At 71.6% G+C, this 12,678-nt stretch carries 11 protein-coding genes; 4 read left to right on the top strand and 7 right to left on the bottom strand.

The window, feature by feature from the left end; all coding sequences use genetic code 11:
* Positions 1–13: 13 nt before the first annotated feature.
* Positions 14–265: a helix-turn-helix domain-containing protein gene (locus ACWD4O_RS02575; protein ID WP_351905216.1), complete on the bottom strand. Its 252-nt coding sequence runs from the start codon at positions 263–265 to the stop codon at positions 14–16.
* 32 nt (positions 266–297) lie between these two features.
* Between ACWD4O_RS02575 and map the strand changes: the two genes are divergently transcribed.
* Entirely contained in the window at positions 298–1,068 is a 771-nt protein-coding gene (gene map / locus ACWD4O_RS02570; protein WP_451276654.1) for a type I methionyl aminopeptidase, read from the top strand.
* Between the two features lie 204 nt (positions 1,069–1,272).
* Positions 1,273–3,849: an ATP-dependent Clp protease ATP-binding subunit gene (locus ACWD4O_RS02565; protein WP_451276652.1), complete on the top strand. Its 2,577-nt coding sequence runs from the start codon at positions 1,273–1,275 to the stop codon at positions 3,847–3,849.
* A gap of 20 nt (positions 3,850–3,869) precedes the next feature.
* Here the strand turns inward: ACWD4O_RS02565 and ggt are convergent, their stop codons facing one another.
* Entirely contained in the window at positions 3,870–5,681 is a 1,812-nt protein-coding gene (ggt, locus tag ACWD4O_RS02560; RefSeq protein ID WP_451276650.1) for a gamma-glutamyltransferase, read from the bottom strand.
* A 143-nt stretch (positions 5,682–5,824) separates the two neighbouring features.
* Here ggt and ACWD4O_RS02555 point away from each other — a divergent pair, with 143 nt between their 5' ends.
* Positions 5,825–6,589 (top strand): hypothetical protein, encoded by a 765-nt coding sequence (locus ACWD4O_RS02555; RefSeq protein ID WP_451276648.1) that lies wholly within the window; start codon positions 5,825–5,827, stop codon positions 6,587–6,589.
* Between the two features lie 135 nt (positions 6,590–6,724).
* Positions 6,725–8,293, top strand: coding sequence for an alpha/beta fold hydrolase (locus ACWD4O_RS02550; protein WP_451276748.1), 1,569 nt, complete (start codon positions 6,725–6,727; stop codon positions 8,291–8,293).
* A 48-nt stretch (positions 8,294–8,341) separates the two neighbouring features.
* On the opposite strand, the gene ACWD4O_RS02545 is transcribed toward ACWD4O_RS02550, so the two are convergent.
* The 5 genes from ACWD4O_RS02545 to pcaDC form a co-directional block, all read right to left on the bottom strand.
* Complete coding sequence (locus ACWD4O_RS02545) at positions 8,342–9,085, bottom strand: amino acid ABC transporter ATP-binding protein (RefSeq protein ID WP_451276646.1); 744 nt, start codon at positions 9,083–9,085, stop codon at positions 8,342–8,344.
* Between the two features lie 114 nt (positions 9,086–9,199).
* Complete coding sequence (locus ACWD4O_RS02540; protein ID WP_451276644.1) at positions 9,200–9,619, bottom strand: DUF6278 family protein; 420 nt, start codon at positions 9,617–9,619, stop codon at positions 9,200–9,202.
* A 111-nt stretch (positions 9,620–9,730) separates the two neighbouring features.
* Positions 9,731–10,510 (bottom strand): exodeoxyribonuclease III, encoded by a 780-nt coding sequence (locus tag ACWD4O_RS02535; protein WP_451276642.1) that lies wholly within the window; start codon positions 10,508–10,510, stop codon positions 9,731–9,733.
* A gap of 30 nt (positions 10,511–10,540) precedes the next feature.
* Positions 10,541–11,176, bottom strand: a complete 636-nt coding sequence (locus tag ACWD4O_RS02530; RefSeq protein ID WP_451276746.1) for an MBL fold metallo-hydrolase — start codon at positions 11,174–11,176, stop codon at positions 10,541–10,543.
* Between the two features lie 43 nt (positions 11,177–11,219).
* The gene (pcaDC, locus tag ACWD4O_RS02525) at positions 11,220–12,527 is read right to left on the bottom strand and encodes a bifunctional 3-oxoadipate enol-lactonase/4-carboxymuconolactone decarboxylase PcaDC (RefSeq protein WP_451276639.1); all 1,308 of its coding nucleotides are present in this window, start codon (positions 12,525–12,527) and stop codon (positions 11,220–11,222) included.
* Positions 12,528–12,678 lie beyond the last annotated feature (151 nt).

Genomic DNA, 12,678 nt, shown 5'->3' with positions numbered 1-12,678 from the left:
GCCGCCCCCGGGGTCACACCGGCGCGGGTGTGCACAGTTCCGCCAGCTCGTCCATCGACAGACCGAGCACCCGGGAGAGCGCGGCGACGGTGAAGAACGCCGGGGTGGGCGCACGGCCGGTCTCGATCTTGCGGAGGGTCTCGGCGGAGACGCCCGCGCCCGCCGCGATCTCGGTCATGCTCCGGCCGCCGCGGGCCGCGCGCAGCAGGCGCCCGAGCCGTTCGCCGCGTTCACGCTCTTCGGGGGTCAGTGGGGTACGCACCATGCCGTCATTCTAATACCGGTATAGTAATTGGCATGGTGGAACTGAAGACAGACACATCGATCGACGCCATGTACGAGGCGGGACAGGTCGTCGCACGAGCCCTGACGGCCGTGCGCGAGGCCGCCGCCGTGGGCGTCTCCCTGCTGGAGCTGGACGAACTGGCGCATGACGTGCTGCGGGAGGCGGGGGCGACGTCACCGTTCCTCGGCTACCGCCCGTCCTTCGCGCCGACGCCCTTCCCGGCGGTGCTCTGCGCCTCCGTGAACGACGCGATCGTGCACGGCATCCCCACCGCCTACCGGCTGCGCGACGGCGACCTGCTCTCGGCCGACTTCGGCGCGCAGCTGAACGGCTGGGCCGGTGACTCCGCGATCAGTTTCACCGTGGGCACGGCGCGCCCGGCGGACGTCCGGCTGATCGAGACCGCGGAGCGGGCCCTGGCGGCCGGCATCGAGGCGGCGGTCGTCGGCAACCGCGTCGGCGACATCGCGCATGCGATCGGCACGGTGTGCCGGGCGGCCGGCTACGGCATCCCGGACGGCTTCGGCGGCCACGGCATCGGCCGCCAGATGCACGAGGACCCCGGGATCCCCAACGAGGGCCGCCCGGGCCGCGGCCTCCCCCTGCGCCACGGCATGGTCATCGCGATCGAGCCGATGCTGATCGCCGGCGGCAAGGACGGCTACCACGCGGCCCCCGACGGCTGGACCCTGCGCACGAACGACGGCTCCAGGGCCGCCCACGCAGAACACACGGTGGCCATCACGGAGAACGGACCGAGGGTCCTTACAGAGCGACGCTAGAGAAGCCCCCTTTTTTTCAGGGGCGCGGGGAACTGCGCGACCAGCCACGACGGCCCCGCAGCCGCCATACAAGACCAAGCCCCCGCCCGTGCCGCGCCAACCTGCAGGAAATGCCGCCCACCCCCCGGCATGCCATGGTGGTCTAAGCCCCGCAGGGACGGGCACCCGCGTTTGAGGTCCGGTGCCCCGATCGAACGGAACGCCATGACCAACGGCTTCACCGGCCCGGAGGGCTACGGCGACCCCTTCGGTGAATTCCTGGCCCGCTTCTTCGGCGGGCCCCGCCCCGGCCCGCGCCAGATCAACATAGGCCAGCTGCTCAGCCGCCCCGCGAGGGAACTCGTCCGCGGCGCGGCCCAGTACGCCGCCGAGCACGGCAGCCGGGACCTGGACACCGAGCATCTCCTGCGGGCGGCTCTCACCGCGGAGCCGACCCGCAGTCTGCTCAGCCGGGCGGGCGCCGACCCCGACTCGCTCGCGACGGAGATCGACGAGCGGTCGGGCCCGGTGCAGCATCCGCCGGGCGAGGTGCCGCCGCCGACCTCGCTGTCCCTGACCCCGGCCGCGAAACGCGCCCTGCTGGACGCGCACGAACTGGCCCGCTCCCGCGGCGCGGGCCACATCGGCCCGGAGCACGTGCTGAGCGCCCTCGCCTCGAACCCCGACTCGGCGGCCGGGCACATCCTGAACGCGGCCCGCTTCGCCGCCGCGGGCCTGCCGCCCGAGCCGCCGGACACCGCGCAGCCGGCCCGTGCGACGGACCGGCAGCGGCCCACCGACACGCCCACCCTCGACAAGTACGGCCGTGATCTCACCGAGTCGGCCCGCCAGGGCCGGATCGACCCGGTGATCGGCCGGGACGACGAGATCGAGCAGACCATCGAGGTGCTGTCCCGGCGCGGCAAGAACAACCCGGTGCTGATCGGCGACGCGGGAGTGGGCAAGACCGCCATCGTGGAGGGGCTGGCCCAGCGGATCGCGGACGGGGACGTGCCGGACGTCCTCGTCGCCCGGCGCGTGGTCGCGCTGGACCTGACGGGCGTGGTCGCGGGCACCCGCTTCCGGGGCGACTTCGAGGAACGGCTGAACACCATCGTCGACGAGATCCGCTCGCACTCCGACCAGCTGATCGTCTTCATCGACGAGCTGCACACGGTGGTCGGCGCGGGCGGGGGCGGCGAGAGCGGCTCGATGGACGCAGGGAACATCCTCAAGCCGGCCCTGGCCCGCGGCGAGCTGCACATCGTGGGCGCGACGACGCTGGAGGAGTACCGGCGGATCGAGAAGGACGCGGCGCTCGCCCGCCGTTTCCAGCCGATCCTCGTGCCGGAGCCGTCCGTCGCGGACGCGCTGGAGATCCTGCGCGGGCTACGCGACCGCTATGAGGCCCATCACCAGGTCCGCTACACCGACGAGGCGCTCGTCGCGGCCGTGGAGCTGTCCGACCGCTATCTCACCGACCGCCGGCTGCCGGACAAGGCGATCGACCTGATCGACCAGGCCGGCGCCCGGGTGCGGCTCGGCGCCCGCACCAAGGGCACGGACGTGCGGGCGATGGAGCGCGAGGTCGAGCAGCTCGCCCGCGACAAGGACCAGGCGGCGGCCGACGAACAGTACGAGCAGGCCACCCAACTACGGGACCGCATCGTCGAGTTGAAGCAGCGCATCGCGGCGGCGACCGGCGAGGAGACGGCCGACGAGGGCCTGCATCTGGAGGTGACCGCGGAGGCCGTCGCCGAGGTGGTGTCCCGGCAGACCGGCATTCCGGTCGCCAGCCTCACCCAGGAGGAGAAGGACCGGCTGCTCGGCCTGGCGGACCATCTGCACGAGCGGATCGTCGGCCAGGAGGAGGCCGTACGGGTCGTCGCCGACGCGGTGCTGCGCTCGCGCGCGGGCCTCGCCAGCCCCGACCGGCCGATCGGCAGCTTCCTGTTCCTCGGCCCGACCGGGGTCGGCAAGACGGAACTGGCCCGCGCGCTCGCCGAGTCGCTGTTCGGCAGCGAGGAGCGCATGGTCCGGCTGGACATGAGCGAGTACCAGGAGCGCCACACGGTCAGCCGGCTGGTCGGCGCCCCGCCCGGCTATGTCGGGCACGAGGAGGCCGGGCAGCTGACGGAGGTCGTCCGCCGCCACCCGTACTCGCTGCTCCTGCTGGACGAGGTGGAGAAGGCCCATCCGGACGTCTTCAACATCCTCCTCCAGGTCCTCGACGACGGCCGGCTCACCGACTCCCAGGGCCGCACGGTCGACTTCACCAACACGGTCATCGTGATGACCAGCAACCTGGGTTCGGAGGCGATCACCCGGCGCGGCGCCGGCATCGGCTTCGGGGCGGGCGGCACGGACGCCGACGAGGAGGCGCGGCGCGAGCAGATCCTGCGGCCGCTGCGCGAGCACTTCCGCCCGGAGTTCCTCAACCGGATCGACGAGATCGTCGTCTTCCGTCAGCTCAGCGGTGAGCAACTGCGGCAGATCACCGACCTGTTGCTGGAGAAGACGCGTCGGCTGGTGCACGCGCAGGGCGTCACGGTCGAGTTCGCCGACGCGGCCGTGGACTGGCTCGCCCGGCGCGGCTACCAGCCCGAGTACGGTGCGCGTCCGCTGCGCCGCACCATCCAGCGGGAGGTCGACAACGAGCTGTCGCGGCTGCTGCTCGACGGGCGGGTCAAGGACGGCGACCGGGTGACGGTGGAGGTCGAGGACGGGCGGCTCGCGTTCCGCACCGGCGCCGGTGTCGACGCCCGTACGGACACCGGCGAGCCGCCCGCGCCCCCACTCTGATCCGCGCTCCGCGGGCGGCGCTACGGCGCCGGGTACACCACCTGCGCCGAGCCGCCGCCGCGTCGTACGGTCTCGGCGGCGGCCAGCCACTTGCCGTTCGGCAGCCGCTGGACGGCCGTTGCGGCGCCGATCTCGGGGTTGAGCCTGAAGGAGTGCCCGATGGCCTCCAGCCGGGCCCTGAGGCCGGTGGGGCTCGTGTCGTTGAAGAGCGCGGGCTCCAGCTCCGTCTGGGCGGCGTTGCGCTGGCTGGCGCGCGGCGCGGCGATCGCGTCGACGAGCGGCAGGCCGCGGTCGAGGAACTGGGTCAGGGTCTGCAGCACGGTGGTGATGATGGTCGCGCCGCCGGGCGAGCCCAGCGCCACCACGGGCTTGTCGTGCCGGTCCAGCACGATCGTCGGCGAGAGCGACGACCGCGGCCGCTTGCCGGGGCCGGGCAGGTTCGGGTCGTGGACGGCCGGGTTTGCGGGGGCGAAGGAGAAGTCCGTCAGCTCGTTGTTGAGCAGGAAGCCACGGCCGGGGACGGTGATGGCGCTGCCGCCGGTCTGCTCGATGGTGAGCGTGTAGGAGACGACGTTCCCCCACTTGTCGGCGACGGTCAGATGCGAGGTGTTCTCGCCCTCGTACGTCGTCGGCGCGGCCGTGCCGCCGGTGTTGCAGGCCGCCGGGTTGCGCGGGTCGCCGGGCGCGACGGGGCTGGTGAGGACCGCGTCGTCCTTGATGAGGCAGGCGCGCGAGTCGGCGTAACTCTGCGACAGCAGCTGCTTCGTGGGGACGTCCTCGAAGGCGGGGTCGCCGACCCAGCGGCCGCGGTCGGCGAACGAGATCCGGCTGGCCTCGATGTAGCGGTGCAGGTACTGGACCTCGCTCGCCTTCGAAAGGTCCGTGTTCTCAAGGATGTTGAGCGCCTCGCTCACCGTCGTGCCGCCCGAGGACGAGGGCGCGATGGAGTAGACGCCCAGGCCCCGGTAGGAGGTCTTCGTGGGCGCCTGGACCTTGGCGCGGTAGGCCGCGAGGTCCTTCGCGGTCAGCTTGCCCGGCCGGGCGTTCCAGCCCGAACTCGGGTCCACGGGCGGGTTGTTGACGGTGGAGACGATGTCCTTGCCGAGGTCGCCCCGGTAGATCGCGTCGACGCCCTTGCGGCCCAGCTCCGCATAGGTCCTGGCGAGGTCGGGGTTCTTGAACGTCGAGCCCACGACGGGGAGTTGACCGCCCGGCAGGAAGAGCTCCGCGGTGTCCGGGAAGTAGCGGAAGCGGGTCTCGTTGCCGGCGGTCTGCGAGCGGAAGGTGTCGTCGACGGTGAAGCCGTCGCGGGCGATGCGCTCGGCGGGTTTGAGGACCGTGCCGAGCTTCTGGCTGCCCCACTGCTTCAGCGCCGTCGCCCAGGTGGCGGGCGCGCCCGGGGTGCCGACGCTGAGGCCGCTGCTGACGGCGTCCGCGAAGGCGAGCGGTGCGCCGTTCTCCAGGAACAGACCGGAGCCGGCGGTCAGCGGGGCGGTCTCACGGCCGTCGATGGTGTGCACCGTGCGGGACTTGGCGTCGTAGTAGACGAAGTAGCCGCCTCCGCCGATGCCGGTGGAGTAGGGCTCGGTGACGCCGAGGGCGGCGGCGGTGGCGACGGCCGCGTCGACGGCGTTGCCGCCCTTCCTGAGCACCTCGATGCCGGCGGCGGAGGCGTCCGCGTCGACGCTGGCCACGGCGCCGCCGTAGCCGACGGCGACCGGGACCTTCTCGACTGTCGTTCCCCCGGCGGCGGGTGGCGCCGCCGCCCCCACCGTGACCACGGCGGCCGAGACCGCCAGGACCGACAGTTTTCGCGCGACGGAGCGACCCATCCGTACCTCCAGTCCGGAACCGTCCGCGCAGCGTAACCACATTCGCAGGGCCTCGACAGCCTCCTTCCGGGCAGTGTCATACGACTGCCATACCTCGAACACGGGTACGTACCGGTCATGCTCGCCCGCTACCATGCGCGCCCATGAACGACGACGTGCGCAACATCGCCCTCGGGGTCGTCGCGGCCGGTATCAGCGCCGCGCTCGGCTGGCTCGCCCGTACCTATCTGTGGAAGCGCAGGCTCCGGCGCAAGCAGACGTTCTTCGGGCTGCCGGAGAACTCGGAGACGCTGCTCGTCGTCAACCGCGACCCGGCGTCCTCCGAGCCGGCGGTGCACCGGTTCGACGTGTTCGCGCTCCTGGAGCTCTCCGCGCTGATCAAGGACTGCGGCGCGAACGTCCAGGTGGTCACGCAGGACACGGCGCAGCAGGGCTTCGGCGAGCGCACCGAGTTCTGTGTGGGCGGCCCGTCCTCCAACCGGCGCATGATGGCGCACATGTCGGCGATGCTGCCCGGGGTGCGCGTCAACGTCGATCCCGAACCGGGGCCCGACCGGGGTGCGTTCCAGATCGGCGCCGAGCGCTACCGGCTGGACCCGGGCATCACGGAGTACGTGCTGCTGGCGCGGCTCACCGCGGGCCAACGGCGCGAGGCGCGGCCGGTGTTCCTGTTCTGCGGCCAGCGGGCGATCAACAACCAGGCCGCCACCCGCTACCTCGCCCGCAACCACGAGCGGTTGGCGCGAAAGCACGGCAACGGCTCCTTCGTGCTGCTGCTGAAGGTCGTCAACTCGCAGGCGTACGGCCCGGACGTGGTGGAACTGGTCTCCGATGTGACCCGGGCGGCCCAGGCTCCCCTGCCGCCCGCCCAGGAGGTCTCCACCCGCTCGTCGCACCGCGCCTCCTGAGTCGCCCTCAGTCCCTGTACGGCACAGCAATCGTTACTCGTGCGTAACTTACTGACGGGTTACCGCCGGTACGAAACCCGGTTACCGTCGGGTCACTTTGCTATGCCGCACGTCGAGGAGTGACCCGTGAGACCCGTGGGACAGCACCGCCAGGCCCTGCGCACGACCGTCGTGGGCGTCGTCTCCGCCTCGCTGGTCGCCGGTGGCGTCCTCGCCCTGGCTCCCGCGGCCGGGGCCGCCGGGAACGGCGTCCGCTTCGTCGACATCGCCGGCGACGGCGGCACCGTCCTCAAGGCGAACGTCGTCACCCCCGCCGACGCCGACGGCACCCGCCGGTATCCGCTGATCGTGCTGCCGACCAGCTGGGGCTTCCCGCAGGTGCAGTACCTCGCCCAGGCCCGGAAGCTCGCCGACTCCGGTTACATCGTGCTCAGTTACAACGTGCGGGGCTTCTGGCAGTCCGGCGGGGAGATCGACGTGGCCGGGCCGCGCGATGTCGCGGACGCCTCCGAGGTCATCGACTGGGCCCTCGCCCACACCGACGCCGACGCGGAACACATCGGCATGGCGGGCGTCTCCTACGGGGCCGGGATCAGCGTGCTCGCCGCCGCGCACGACCCGCGCGTCAAGGCCGTCGCCTCGCTCAGCGGCTGGGGCGACCTGATCGACTCGATCTACTCGGGGCGCACCCAGCACGTCCAGGCCGCCGCCGTGCTCGACACCGTGGGCACGGTCACCGGCCGGCAGAGCGCCGAGTCCCGGGAGATCTTCTCCGCCTTCTACTCCGGTGACCTGTCGAACGAGAAGGACATCGTCGCCTGGGGGAAGAAACGTTCCCCCGCGACCTACGCCGACCAGCTCGACCGGAACGGCGCGGCCGTGCTGCTCGCCGGCTCCTGGGGCGACACGATCTTCCCGTCCAACCAGTCCATCGCCTTCTACGAGCAGCTGACCGGCCCGAAGCGGCTGGAGCTGCGGCCCGGCGACCACGCGACCGCCGAGCTCCCGGGTCTGCTCGGGCTGCCCAACGACGTGTGGACGGACACCGAGCGCTGGTTCGACCACTACCTCAAGGGCGTGGACAACGGCGTCGACCGCGAGCAGCCCGTGCAGCTCAAGTCCCGTACCGGGGGCGGCTACGAGGGCTACCCGGACTGGAAGTCGGTGGGCGCGACGCGGAAGAAGATCGCCCTCGCGGGCACGACCACGATCCACACGAACGTCAACTCGGGCGCGGACGGCGGGATCGTGTTTCTGTCCAGCATCCTCGACCAGATCGCCCAGGCACCGCCCGTCGCCTCGATCCCGCTGCTCCCCCGCCGCTGGGCCGCCGTGTGGCAGTCGGAGAAGTACGCGACGCCCCAACAGGTGCGCGGCACCGCGAAGTTGCACACGACCGTCACCCCGACCGAGGAGAGCGGCACCCTCGTCGCCTACCTGTACGACGTGGGGCCGCTCGGCCTCGGCAAGCTGGTCGCCAACGCGCCGTACACCTTCCACGGGCGCACGCCCGGGAGACCGTTCGGTCTCGACCTGGAGCTGCTCTCCACGGCCTACGACGTCCCGGCCGGGCATCGGCTCGCCCTGGTCGTCGACACGGTCGACCCGCTCTACATGGAGCACAACCCGTCCGGCGCCCGGCTGACCTTCTCCTCGCCGACGAACGACCCGTCGTACGTGTCGATTCCGCTGCGCGAGCAGTGATCTCCGGCCGCCGCCGGGGCGGGTGGGCTCCGTGGCCGTCGCCGTCGTTCAGTGCTTGAGGATCTTGGACAGGAAGTCCTTGGCGCGGTCGCTGCGCGGGTCGGTGAAGAACTCCTCGGGGGTGCGGTCCTCGACGATGCGGCCGTCGGCCATGAAGACCACCCGGTTCGCCGCCGAGCGCGCGAAACCCATCTCGTGGGTGACGACGACCATCGTCATGCCCTCGCGGGCGAGCTGCTGCATGACCTCGAGGACCTCGTTGATCATCTCGGGGTCGAGGGCGGAGGTCGGCTCGTCGAACAGGAGCGCCTTGGGGTCCATGGCGAGGGCGCGCGCGATGGCCACGCGCTGCTGCTGGCCTCCGGAGAGCTGCGCGGGGAACTTGTCCGCCTGGTCGGCGAGACCGACCCGGTCGAGAAGCTCGCGGGAGCGTCCGTCCGCGTCCTCCTTCTTGCGCTTGCGCACCTTCACCTGCCCCAGCGAGACGTTCTGCAGGACGGTCTTGTGGGCGAAGAGGTTGAAGGACTGGAAGACCATGCCGACCTCGGAACGCAGGTGCGCCAGCCCTTTGCCCTCCTCGGGCAGCGGCTGTCCGTCGAGCGTGATCGAACCGGAGTGGATGGGTTCCAGCCGGTTGATCGCGCGGCACAGTGTCGACTTCCCCGACCCCGAAGGGCCGATCACCACGACCACCTCCCCCCTGCCGACGACGAGGTTGATGTCCTGCAGGACATGGAGCTCCCCGAAGTACTTGTTGACGTCACGCAGCTCGATCAACGGATCGACGGCCATCCGCAGCCCTACTCACTCTCAGCCGTGTCGTGGTTGCCGCAAACTATCGACATAAGGCCCGCGTTAAGAAGCGACACGCACTTTCAGGGCATTAGCCCTATTTACTCCCGCTCCTCAGTTCTCGGCCACCTCGGCGTACAGCTGCGACAGTTCGGGCGTCCCGGTCACGGCCCACTCCCGTCCGGCCGTGACGACGTCCACCTCCCGGCCGGACACCAGCCGGACGACCGCCTCCCCGCCGGGCCGGATCGCCCAGGCCGCGCCGGGCACCGTGCGCACGACGACCGTCCCCAGGTAGAGCCCGGCGTCGTGGCCGAACCAGGGCAGGCTCTCCTCGTCGTCGCGCCAGCGCGGCGGAAGCTGGTCCAGCGCCTCCAACGACGCGGCCGTGTCGTCCAGTCCGATCCCCTCCCGGGCCGCGACCGAACGCAACAGCTCGCATTCGGAGAGGAGTTCGGCGATCCCCTCGGGGTCCTCGGCCAGCACCGCCGCGCGGTACTTCTTGCTCCTGTTGCCCAGGAAAGGGATGTTCATTGCTCCAGCGTGACACCCGCACCCACGCGCGCACCACAGGCGCGCTGGCCCGCGCCGAGGGTCGAATTCCCGCCCCGCCACCCGTGCCGCGGCACCCGGCGGAGCGGGGAACTACACCGCCAGGTCGACCACGACCGGTGCGTGGTCCGAGGCACCCTTGCCCTTGCGTTCCTCCCGGTCGACGTAGGAGTCCTCGACCGACTTGGCGAAGGACTCGTTGCCGTACACCAGGTCGATGCGCATGCCACGGTTCTTGGGGAAGCCGAGCTGGCGGTAGTCCCAGTACGTGAAGGGGTGGTCGTACTTCAGGGGGCGCGGGACCACGTCCGCCAGGCCGGCCTCTCGCAGGGAGGCCAGGGCGGCGCGCTCCGCCGGGGTGACATGGGTGAGGCCCGCGAAGGCGGCCACGTCGTAGACGTCGTCGTCGGTCGGCGCCACGTTGTAGTCGCCCATCACCGCGAAGGGACGGCTGCCTGCCGCGTCCCCGGCCACGGCGGCCTTGAGGGCCTCGAACCACTGGAGCTTGTAGGCGTAGTGCGGGTGGTCGACCTCGCGGCCGTTGGGCACGTACACCGACCAGACGCGGACCGGGCCGCAGGTCGCGGAGACGGCGCGGGGCTCGGTGGAACCGTCGTAGCCCGGGTCGCCGGGCAGGCCCTTGACCACGTCCTCGATGCCGACGCGGGAGATCACCGCCACGCCGTTCCACCGGCCCGTGGCGTGCACCGCCGCCTCGTAGCCCAGCTCGCGCAGCTCGTCGAGCGGGAACTGCGCCTCGGCGACCTTGGCCTCCTGGAGGCACAGCACGTCGGTGCCGCTGCTCTCCAGCCAGGCCAGGAGCCTCGGCAGGCGGGCGGTGATCGAGTTCACGTTCCAGGTCGCGATGCGCATGCCTCACAACCTACCGGGCGCCACTGACACTCACAGTGCCGCGCTCTCCCCGGGGGCCAGCCGCAGGTGCCGCGCCCCGCCGAGGGCGCCGATCTGGTTGTCGTAGATCGGCCGGGCGAGGTCGGTGAGGAGGGCGTCGTGGATGTCGTAGGCGCGCTGCGGCCGCACCTCGCGGACGTAGTCGATCACCTCGGAGATCTTGCTCCAGGGGGCCATCACCGGGAGCATCAGCGTCTCGACGGCCCCGTCGGGGACGGTGAGCGCGTCGCCGGGGTGGAAGACGCGGCCACCGTCGACGAGGTAGCCGACGTTGGTGATGCGCGGGATGTCCGGGTGGATGACGGCGTGCAGCTCGCCGTGGACCTGGACGTCGAAGCCCGCGGCGGTGAACGTGTCGCCGTGGCCGACGGTGTGGACGCGGCCCGGGAAGGCGGCGGAGATCTTCTCGGCGACCGAGCGCAGGGTCCAGATCTCGGTGGCCGGATCGGCCTCCATGGCCGCGCGCAGCCGCTCCTCGCTGAAGTGGTCGGGGTGCTCGTGCGTGACCAGGATCGCCTCCGCGCCGAGCGCGGCGTCCGCCTCGCTGAACCCGCCGGGGTCGAGGACGAGGGTGCGGCCGTCCTTCTCCAGACGGACGCAGGCGTGCGACTTCTTCGTGAGCTTCATGGTCGTCATGAGCTCCATCCTGCCGCTCGCCCACGGCCGGCGCTCACTCCTGCGGGGTGGTCTCCTCGCGGATGATCTGCTGCGCCACCTTGAACGCGCTGTTCGCCGCCGGCACGCCGCAGTAGACGGCGGCCTGGAGCAGCACCTCCTTGATCTCGTCCGGGGTCAGGCCGTTGCGCAGCGCGGCGCGGGTGTGGAAGGCGAGCTCCTCCAGGTGGCCGCCCGCGACCAGCGCGGTGAGCGTGACACAGGACCGGGAGCGCCGGTCGAGGCCGGGGCGGTCCCAGATCTCGCCCCAGGCGTAGCGGGTGATGAACTCCTGGAAGTCGCCGGAGAAGTCGTCGGCCTGCGACAGGGCCCGGTCGACGTGGGCGTCGCCGAGCACCTCCCGGCGCACCTTCAGCCCCGCGTCGTACGGATCGGGGCGGCCCATGACCTGCGGCGGTTCGAGGACGGGGGCGGGCGCGATCTCCGCGATCGCCACGGGCTGCACAGGCTGGGGCGCGGTCAGGACCGCTCTGACGGGGATGCCCGGGACGGCCGTCTGCCCGGTGGCGGAGTCGTAGGCGGGCTGCCAGGCGGTGGAGAAGTGGCGGACCAGCAGGTCGGTGACGGCCGCGGGCTGCTCCACCGGGACCAGGTGCGAGGCGCCCGGTACGACGGCCAGCCGGGCGTCCGGGATGCCGGCGACCAGGGTGCGCGCCTCCGCGGGGCCGGTGACCTGGTCGTCCGAGCCGACGAGGACCAGCGTCGGCACGCCCACGAGAGAGACCTCGGCCCGTACGTCGAACGCGGCGAGCGCCTCGCAGGCCGCTATGTAGCAGCCGGGGTCGGTGGTGCGCACCATCTGCACGGCCCACTCGGTGATGGCGGGCTGCGCGGCGGCGAAGCCGCTGGTGAACCAGCGGTCGGGCGAGGTGCGGGCGATGGGGTCGAGGCCGTTGGTGCGGACTATCACGCCCCGCTGGCGGAACTCGTCGGCCGTGCCGAACCGGGGCGAGGCCGCGATCAGCGCGAGCGAGGCGACCCGCTCCGGGTGGCGCAGGGCCAGCTCCACGCCCACCGCGCCGCCCAGGGCGCAGCCCGCGTAGCCGAAGCGCTGTACGCCGAGCCCGTCCAGGGTGGCCAGCAGCCGTGCGGCGAGGTCGGACACCGAGCCCACCGCGTGGGCCGGGGCGCCGCCGTGGCCGGGCAGGTCGAACCGGAACACCCGCCACTGCTGGGCCAGTTCGGGAACCTGGCGGTCCCACATGTGCCATGTCGTACCGAGCGAGGGGCCCAGGATCAGCACTGGTGCCTCTTCCGGCCCGTCAAAGCGGTATTGCAGGGTGTTGGACGTACTCTCGCTCACCCGACTCACGCTCCCACATCTCCGAATTTCTCAAGGGCTTAGGTCGGAACCCCGTGCAGGCCGTCCCACGTTGTGGCAGCCTCGCGAAGATCCGGTGCATCGGGCTTCACGCATGTGAGACACGACGCGCGAGCATCGTACCGACGCATCC

Source organism: Streptomyces sp. NPDC002623 (assembly GCF_053592635.1).
This window is presented reverse-complemented; position numbering and strand designations above follow the sequence as displayed.

What these genes read in the sequence shown, in the direction of transcription:
- ACWD4O_RS02575 (WP_351905216.1), bottom strand. Translation starts at nt 265, where the DNA reads ATGGTGCGTACCCCACTGACCCCCGAAGAGCGTGAACGCGGCGAACGG.
- map (WP_451276654.1), top strand. Translation starts at nt 298, where the DNA reads ATGGTGGAACTGAAGACAGACACATCGATCGACGCCATGTACGAGGCG.
- ACWD4O_RS02565 (WP_451276652.1), top strand. Translation starts at nt 1,273, where the DNA reads ATGACCAACGGCTTCACCGGCCCGGAGGGCTACGGCGACCCCTTCGGT.
- ggt (WP_451276650.1), bottom strand. Translation starts at nt 5,681, where the DNA reads ATGGGTCGCTCCGTCGCGCGAAAACTGTCGGTCCTGGCGGTCTCGGCC.
- ACWD4O_RS02555 (WP_451276648.1), top strand. Translation starts at nt 5,825, where the DNA reads ATGAACGACGACGTGCGCAACATCGCCCTCGGGGTCGTCGCGGCCGGT.
- ACWD4O_RS02545 (WP_451276646.1), bottom strand. Translation starts at nt 9,085, where the DNA reads ATGGCCGTCGATCCGTTGATCGAGCTGCGTGACGTCAACAAGTACTTC.
- ACWD4O_RS02540 (WP_451276644.1), bottom strand. Translation starts at nt 9,619, where the DNA reads ATGAACATCCCTTTCCTGGGCAACAGGAGCAAGAAGTACCGCGCGGCG.
- ACWD4O_RS02535 (WP_451276642.1), bottom strand. Translation starts at nt 10,510, where the DNA reads ATGCGCATCGCGACCTGGAACGTGAACTCGATCACCGCCCGCCTGCCG.
- ACWD4O_RS02530 (WP_451276746.1), bottom strand. Translation starts at nt 11,176, where the DNA reads ATGAAGCTCACGAAGAAGTCGCACGCCTGCGTCCGTCTGGAGAAGGAC.